Source organism: Pedococcus sp. P1_H8 (genome assembly GCF_056405175.1).
Genome location: NZ_JBFUCP010000160.1, coordinates 1 through 498 on the forward strand (window position 1 = coordinate 1; position 498 = coordinate 498).

General features: G+C 65.9%; 1 pseudogene. It reads left to right on the forward strand.

Annotated elements, in window-relative coordinates:
* Nucleotides 1-498, forward strand: a pseudogene (locus tag AC1DYG_RS19385) (DNA polymerase III subunit alpha); the annotation flags it as partial.

The following is a 498-nucleotide window of genomic DNA, read 5'->3' on the forward strand; positions in this document are numbered from 1 at the left end:
GCTCTCGCGCGGGGACACGCTCGGCGTGTTCCAGCTCGACGGCGGCGGCATGCGGGAGCTGCTGAAGCTGATGCAGCCGACCGGCTTCGGCGACATCGTCGCCGCCCTCGCGCTGTACCGTCCCGGCCCGATGGGCATGAACGCGCACACCTCCTACGCCAAGCGGAAGAACAACCTGGAGGAAGTCAGCCCGATCCACCCCGAGCTGGAGGAACCCCTCAGGGAGATCCTCTCGGAGACGTACGGCCTGATCATCTATCAGGAGCAGATCATGCAGCTGGCCCAGAAGGTGGCCGGCTACTCGCTCGGACGAGCAGACATCCTGCGCCGCGCCATGGGCAAGAAGAAGCAGTCGGTGCTCGAGGCCGAGTTCGAGGGCTTCGAGGCGGGCATGCTGGAAAACGGGTTCGGCGCCAAGGCAATCAAGGCGCTGTGGGACACCGTGCTCCCGTTCGCCGGTTACGCGTTCAACAAGTCGCACTCCGCCGGGTACGGACT